8 protein-coding genes and 1 pseudogene are annotated in these 6276 nt (G+C 74.7%); 6 read left to right on the forward strand and 3 right to left on the reverse strand.

The window, feature by feature from the left end:
• Nucleotides 1–35: 35 nt before the first annotated feature.
• Both AB0C76_RS37405 and AB0C76_RS37410 read left to right on the forward strand, forming a co-directional pair.
• Nucleotides 36–248, forward strand: coding sequence for a hypothetical protein (locus tag AB0C76_RS37405; RefSeq protein WP_359974317.1), 213 nt, complete (start codon nt 36–38; stop codon nt 246–248).
• 121 nt (nt 249–369) lie between these two features.
• On the forward strand, nt 370–1158 hold the full coding sequence (locus AB0C76_RS37410) for a VOC family protein (RefSeq protein WP_359974319.1): 789 nt from the start codon (nt 370–372) through the stop codon (nt 1156–1158).
• Here the strand turns inward: AB0C76_RS37410 and AB0C76_RS37415 are convergent.
• A complete protein-coding gene (locus AB0C76_RS37415; RefSeq protein WP_359974321.1) occupies nt 1142–1615 on the reverse strand; it encodes a hemerythrin domain-containing protein in 474 nt (157 codons plus the stop codon). The genes AB0C76_RS37410 and AB0C76_RS37415 overlap by 17 nt on opposite strands.
• Before the next feature lie 83 nt (nt 1616–1698).
• Nucleotides 1699–2307 (reverse strand): TIGR03086 family metal-binding protein, encoded by a 609-nt coding sequence (locus AB0C76_RS37420; protein ID WP_359974323.1) that lies wholly within the window; start codon nt 2305–2307, stop codon nt 1699–1701.
• Nucleotides 2308–2492: 185 nt separating this feature from the next.
• Between AB0C76_RS37420 and AB0C76_RS37425 the strand changes: the two genes are divergently transcribed.
• Entirely contained in the window at nt 2493–3062 is a 570-nt protein-coding gene (locus tag AB0C76_RS37425) for a DoxX family protein (RefSeq protein ID WP_359974325.1), read from the forward strand.
• 71 nt (nt 3063–3133) lie between these two features.
• Here the strand turns inward: AB0C76_RS37425 and AB0C76_RS37430 are convergent, their stop codons facing one another.
• Entirely contained in the window at nt 3134–3895 is a 762-nt protein-coding gene (locus AB0C76_RS37430) for a PP2C family serine/threonine-protein phosphatase (RefSeq protein ID WP_359974326.1), read from the reverse strand.
• A gap of 212 nt (nt 3896–4107) precedes the next feature.
• Here AB0C76_RS37430 and AB0C76_RS37435 point away from each other — a divergent pair, with 212 nt between their 5' ends.
• The 3 genes and pseudogenes from AB0C76_RS37435 to AB0C76_RS37445 all read left to right on the forward strand — a co-directional run.
• Complete coding sequence (locus AB0C76_RS37435) at nt 4108–5106, forward strand: Dyp-type peroxidase (protein WP_359974328.1); 999 nt, start codon at nt 4108–4110, stop codon at nt 5104–5106.
• Between the two features lie 16 nt (nt 5107–5122).
• Nucleotides 5123–5968 (forward strand): family 1 encapsulin nanocompartment shell protein, encoded by an 846-nt coding sequence (locus AB0C76_RS37440; protein WP_359974330.1) that lies wholly within the window; start codon nt 5123–5125, stop codon nt 5966–5968.
• 195 nt (nt 5969–6163) lie between these two features.
• Nucleotides 6164–6276, forward strand: a pseudogene (locus AB0C76_RS37445) (electron transfer flavoprotein subunit beta); the annotation flags it as partial.

Genomic DNA, 6276 nt, shown 5'->3' on the forward strand with positions numbered 1-6276 from the left:
GGTCCCATGTCCCGGGGTCACCGTCACGGGCGTCGATGGGCCCCACGTGCTGCCCGGCGTGTGCCGGCGCCGACATCCCCGTCTTTCGGCTGATCGACAGGGGCTCCGCCGAGGTCAGGGTCTTCAGCCGGCCGGACGGCGACCGCTACGAGGCGGTCCGGATCCTTCCCTTCGGCGAGACCGTCGATCCGCCCGGGCCCGTCGGCATCCCGCTGGACACCGAGCCGCCCGAGAACCGGGTGCGCTGAACCCGGCCGTGTCGGGCCGGGCGGGGGTACGCCCGTCGGCCTAGGCTGTGGGCGTCCCGGGCGGCCGGTGGGCCGTGGGTGTCGGGAGGGGCCCGGCGGCCGGGTGGCGAGGAGGTCCGCGATGGGTAGCGGTGAGACCGCCCGGGTGCGCTGCGTGGCGGCCGTTCCGTGCTGGGTGAGCCTGACGGCCCGGGACCTGGCGCACGCGCAGGCGTTCTACGGGCCGCTGCTGGGCTGGGAGTTCGAGCCCGGGCCGGACCGTCTCGGCCCCTACGTGCACGCGGTGGTCGGCGGCGAGGCGGTGGCCGGGATGGGCGTCATGAGCGGCGGCTGGGAGATCCCGGTCGCGTGGACGAGCTACTTCGGGACGGAGAGCGCCGACGCCGCCGCCGACGCGGTGCGCGAGCGCGGGGCCACGCTGGCCGTCGGGCCGCTGGCCTTCGACGTCGGGCGGATCGCGTTCGCCGCGGACCCGGCCGGCGCCGCGTTCGGCATCTGGGAGGGCCCGCCGGGCCGGGCCCGGCGGCTGGACCTGCCGGGCGCCCCGGTCTGGATCGAGCTGCGCACCCCGGACCCGTTCGCCGCTGCCCTGTTCTACGGCGAGGTGTTCCGCTGGGACGGCCGCGACCCGGAGCGGTTCGACGTGCGCTGGGAGCACGACCGGGTGGTGCTGCGGGCGGAGGGCCACAGCGTCGCGGCGCTCGCGAAGGAGCAGGCGGGCGGCCCGGCGGGGGCGCCGCCGCACTGGGAGGTGTCGTTCTCCGTCGTGGACACCGACCGGGCGATCGCGCTGGCCGGGGAGCTGGGCGGCTCGGCGCTCGGGCCCGCCTTCGACTCCCCGTACGGGCGGGTGGCCCGCCTCCAGGACCCGGAGGGCGGCCGGTTCGCGGTGATCAGCCCGAAGGGCTAGCCGGCCCGGCCTCGGCGATCTCCTCGCGGTCGGCCCGCAGCCGGTCGCCGAGCGCCGCGCGGGCCGCGGCGGGCAGGGCCTTGCGGGCGGCGGGGAAGAGCTGCTTCTCCTCGGTCGTGTGGTGCCGCCGGACGGTGTCGGCGAGTCCGCCGAAGAGGGTGGCGAAGGCGGGGTCGCCGGGGGAGAGCCCCTGCAGGTCGGCCAGGTACTGCCCGATCGCCAGATGGTCGTGGATGCAGCCGAAGACCAGCGCCCCGCCGTCCGGCACGTCGTGCTGGACGACCGGGAAGAGGTGCTCCTCCTCGGCGGCGCAGTGGGTGAACAGCAGGTCGGTGAGTGTCGCCAGCAGGTCGGCGCGCTCGGCGGTGCCGTCGGGCGCGGACTCGATCCGGGTGAGCAGCTCTGCGACCGCCTGGTGGTCGGCGGTGAACTCGCCGAGGATGTCCGGCCTGCGCATGGCACGCCCGCCTCTCGCACGGAAACGTCCCCCCGTTGTCTCCAGTGTCCGGCATCGGCCGGCGTGGACGGCGAACCAGCAGGTCAGCGCCTCTCTCGGGGGCGCGCGCGGCGCCCGGTGAGGGCGAGCAGGCGGGTCTGCGGGTCCGCGTCGTCCGGGACGGGGACGGGCGGGGCGAAGGCGCCGGTGCCCGACAGGTCGCCGTGGCCGTCGATCGTGGCGAGGGCGAAGTCGACGAGACCGGCGGGCAGCCGGGTCCGGCGGCCGATGCCCTCGGCGAGGTCCCAGGTGTGGATCACGAGGTCGGTGGTGACCTGGTCCAGGTAGTCCTGCCCGGAGGCGTCCCCGAACGACAGGTGGACGGTGAGCCGGGTGGCGCCGGGGACGGCGAAGGCGTGCTTGGCGGCGTCGGCGGCGGCCGTCCACGCGGCGACCGGGTCGTCGCCGAGGACGTCGCCGTCGAAGCGGCCGCCGACCTCCGCGACGGTGGCGCCCATCAGCAGTTCGGGAATCCAGAGCTGCTCGCCGGTGAGGTGGTTGACGAGGTCGCGGACGGACCAGTCGGTGCACGGGGTGGGGGCGTCCCACTGGTCGGGGCCGATCAGGCGGACCCGCTCGCCGAAGGCGGCGAGGGCCTCGGGGTAGGGCGTGCCGGGCATCGCGGCCAGTTCGTGGTGCGCGCGTTCAGCCATGCCTCCACCCTGCCCCGCGCGGTGCCGGGACCGCGAGTCGCCGACGGACCGTCAGTTGTTCAAATTCGAACTCCACGGTACGGTCAAGGAGCAGCCCGTTCAAATTTGAACTAACGCGGGGTGTCCGAGCGCGGCCGCATCACCACACCCCTCCCCGCGACCGACCCCCAGCGATGGAGACGCGCATGCCGAGCAGCAGCCCGAGCACGACCGCCCCCACCACTTCCGCCCGCCCGAACCGGGTGACCCCCGGAGCGGCGGAGACCTCCCCGCACGCCTACGACGCCGGGCTCCTGCTCCTGCGCCTCGTGCTCGGCCTGACCATGGCCGCGCACGGCAGCCAGAAGCTGTTCGGCTGGTTCGGGGGCGGCGGGATCGACGGCACCGGCCAGTTCTTCACCGCGAGCGGCTACCCGGCGGGCAACGCCATGGCCGTCGTCGCGGGTCTCACCGAGACGGCGGGCGGCCTCGCGCTCGCGATCGGCCTGCTCACCCCGCTGGCCGGCGCCGCGATCGTCGGCACGATGGTCAACGCGATCGCCGTCACCTGGGGCGGCGGCTTCTTCGCGCCGAAGGGCAGCGAGTACGAGCTGCTGCTCACGGCCGGCGCCGCCGCGCTCGCCCTGACCGGGCCCGGCCGCTACGCCGTGGACCGCTTCCTGCCGGTGGTGCGGGCGCACCGCCTGGCGTACGGCGCGGCCGCCGTCGTGGTCGGCCTGGTGACCGCGGGCGTGATCCTGCTGCTCCGCAAGTAGGCATCAACGTCGTTGCAGCGAAGCCGTGGTGACGGATCGTCACCACGGCTTCACGCTTCCTCCGCGTCCGGTCATTCGCCGATCCGCACCAGCGCCAGCGTGATGTTGTCCGGCCCGCCGGCCTCGATCGCGGCCCGCCACAGCTCGAACGCCGCCTTCCCGTCCGACCGGTCCGAGTCCCCGGAGGTCCGGGCGAGCAGCTCGGCGAGCTCCTCCTCGGGCACCGGGTCGGTCAGCCCGTCGCTGCACACCAGGTAGCGGTCGCCGGCGGCGAGCGGGGTCGCGCGCACGTGCGGTTCGACGAAGGTCAGGCCGAGCGAGCCGCCCAGCGTCTGGGTGACCATCGAGGTGGTGCGCCGGCCGGGCGGCAGCGGCGGGCTGTCGTCCACGCTCACCAGCCGCAGGCCGTCCGCGGTGACCCGGTAGACCCGGCTGTCGCCGACGTTGAACGCCACCGCCCGCTCGGGCAGCAGCACCAGGCCGGCCACCGTCGTGCCCATCGCGGCCAGCTCCGGTTCCTCGGCGGCGGCCGCGTAGACGGCGCGGTTGCACTCCTGGAGCTCCTCGCGGACCGCCTCCTCGTCGCCGAGCCCGGGACCGTCCGCGGCGAGCCGGCGGGCCACCAGCGCGCTGGCCACCTCGCCGCCGGGGTGGCCGCCGAGGCCGTCGGCGACCGCGACGACGCAGGGCGGGCCGAACGGGAACAGCAGGGTCTGCGGGTTGGTGGTCACCGTGGCGCAGAGCGTCCACGGCCCGATCGTGAGGCTGTCCTCGTTGTGTTCGCGCACCAGGCCCTCGTGGCTCAGCGCGCTCACCGCGATGTACGGCGCCATCGGTTCGCCGCCCTTCGGGAGCTCTCATCCCATTGTCGGGGGGACCTGCGGCGCGGCGCGAAAGCGGGAAGCGGGAAGCGGGACAGGTTGGCGCTCCGACGACCACCCCGTGCCCGGGCGTGCGCTGCCCGTGCCGATCCACCCGCTCTGCGGTGTAATCGTACGAATGATCAGGTTCGCGCCTTCCTGACGTCCCCCGGAGGGAACCGCCCATGCAGCCCGAGCCGCAAGCCGTCCTGTCCCCGCTGACCGGCGCGGCCGTGTTCCTCGTGCTCACCGTGCACCCCGGTGGCGAGGACACCGTCCGCGACCTCCTGCCCGACCTCGCCGGACTGCGCCGTTCGGTCGGCTTCCGCGCCCCCGAGGGGCGTCTGACCTGCGTCACCGGCATCGGCTCGGACGCCTGGGACCGGCTCTTCGCGGGCCCGAGGCCGGCCGGGCTGCACCCGTTCCGCGAGGTGGCCGGCGCCCGCCACCGCGCCCCGGCCACCCCCGGCGACCTCCTGCTGCACGTACGGGCCGAGCGGATGGACCTCTGTTTCGAGCTCGCCGCCCGGCTCGCCGAGCGCCTCGCCGGCGCGGCCGCCGTCGTCGACTCCGTCCAGGGCTTCCAGTACTTCGACGACCGGGACCTGCTCGGCTTCGTCGACGGCACCGAGAACCCCGAGGGCCGCGCCGCCGAGGCCGCCGCGCTGGTCGGCGACGAGGACCCGGGCTTCGCCGGCGGCAGCTACGTCGTCGTCCAGAAGTACCTGCACGACCTCGACAAGTGGAACGCGCTGAGCACCGAGGAGCAGGAGGGGGCGGTCGGACGCACCAAGCTCGGCGACATCGAGCTCGACGACGACGTCAAGCCCGCCGACTCGCACGTGGCGCTCACCGTCCTCACCGGGCCGGACGGCGAGGAGCGGAAGATCGTCCGTTTCAACATGCCGTTCGGCTCCTTCGAGCGCGGCGGCGAGTACGGCACCTACTTCATCGGCTACGCGCGCACCCCCGAGGTGACCGAGGAGATGCTGCGCAACATGTTCGTCGGCCGCCCGCCCGGCACCACCGACCGGCTGCTCGACTTCTCCACCGCCGTCACCGGCTCGCTGTTCTTCGTCCCGACCGCCGACTTCCTCGACGCCCCTCCGCCCCCGCCGCCCGCGCCGGCCGCCGTCCCGGGGGACGGCTCGCTCGGCATCGGCAGCCTCAAACGGACCCCCTGACAAGGACCTGCGCACCATGGACAACCTGCACCGGGACCTCGCCCCCGTCTCCGCCGCCGCCTGGGCCGAGATCGAGGAGGAGGCCCGCCAGACCTTCACGCTGCACGTCGCCGGCCGCCGCGCCGTCGACCTGCGCGGCCCCGAGGGCGCCGGGCTGGCGGCCGTCGGCACCGGCCACCTCGCCGTGATCGACCCGCCCGCCGACGGCGTCCTGGCCCACGCCCGCGAGGCCCGGCCGGTGGTCGAGCTCCGCGTCCCGTTCGCCCTCGCGCGCGAGGCCGTCGACGACGTCGAGCGCGGCGCCCGCGACTCCGACTGGCAGCCCGTCAAGGACGCCGCCCGCACCCTCGCCCTCGCCGAGGACCGCGCCGTCTTCGAGGGCTACCGGGCCGCCGCGATCGAAGGCATCCGCGCCGCCGCCACCAACCCGCCCGTCGCGCTCCCGGCCGACGTCCGCGACTACCCCAACGCCGTCAGCCGCGCCCTCACGGCCCTGCGCCTCGCGGGCGTCGGCGGCCCGTACTCGCTGCTCCTCGGCGCGGACGCGTTCACCGCCGTCAACGAGACCAGCGACCACGGCTACCCCGTCCACAACCACCTCGCCCGGCTCCTGGACGGCGACATCATCTGGGCCCCCGCCATCGAGGGCGCCCTCCTGCTCTCCGCCCGCGGCGGCGACTTCGAGCTCGTCCTCGGCCAGGACGTGTCGGTCGGCTACCTCTCCCACGACGCCGACTCCGTCCGGCTGTACCTCCAGGAGTCGCTCACCTTCCGGGTCCACACCGGCGAGGCCGCCGTGGCCCTGGGCGGACCGGCCCCGCAGGACGGCCCGAGGGCCCCGGGCCACCGTGAAGGGTACTGAGTTCCTTTACGAGGGGTACTGAGTGCCGTATTGTCGTGTCGGAGCCTCTGACGCCAGTCGAAGAGAGCCGACACGGCATGCCGGTCCAGGTGGCGCTTGCGGGCGCATGGCGCGGCCGGGCCGGGATTGGCACTCAGTACCCTCGGCATGACCTGAGGCCATGGATCCAGTGCACCCGTGACAGGAGAACCGCTCATGAGCTTGAGGATCGTCGTCTGTGTGAAGCACGTGCCGGACGCGACGGGTGACCGTCGTTTCGCGGACGACCACACCACCGACCGGGAGGGCGTGGACGGCCTCCTGTCGGA

The organism is Kitasatospora sp. NPDC048722, from assembly GCF_040650235.1.
Classification (GTDB): domain Bacteria; phylum Actinomycetota; class Actinomycetes; order Streptomycetales; family Streptomycetaceae; genus Kitasatospora.

Excerpts from the sequence above, each read along its gene's own strand:
- AB0C76_RS37440 (WP_359974330.1), top strand. The coding sequence starts at position 5,123 with ATGGACAACCTGCACCGGGACCTCGCCCCCGTCTCCGCCGCCGCCTGG.
- AB0C76_RS37430 (WP_359974326.1), bottom strand. The coding sequence starts at position 3,895 with ATGGCGCCGTACATCGCGGTGAGCGCGCTGAGCCACGAGGGCCTGGTG.
- AB0C76_RS37435 (WP_359974328.1), top strand. The coding sequence starts at position 4,108 with ATGCAGCCCGAGCCGCAAGCCGTCCTGTCCCCGCTGACCGGCGCGGCC.
- AB0C76_RS37410 (WP_359974319.1), top strand. The coding sequence starts at position 370 with ATGGGTAGCGGTGAGACCGCCCGGGTGCGCTGCGTGGCGGCCGTTCCG.
- AB0C76_RS37425 (WP_359974325.1), top strand. The coding sequence starts at position 2,493 with ATGCCGAGCAGCAGCCCGAGCACGACCGCCCCCACCACTTCCGCCCGC.
- AB0C76_RS37415 (WP_359974321.1), bottom strand. The coding sequence starts at position 1,615 with ATGCGCAGGCCGGACATCCTCGGCGAGTTCACCGCCGACCACCAGGCG.
- AB0C76_RS37420 (WP_359974323.1), bottom strand. The coding sequence starts at position 2,307 with ATGGCTGAACGCGCGCACCACGAACTGGCCGCGATGCCCGGCACGCCC.
- AB0C76_RS37405 (WP_359974317.1), top strand. The coding sequence starts at position 36 with ATGGGCCCCACGTGCTGCCCGGCGTGTGCCGGCGCCGACATCCCCGTC.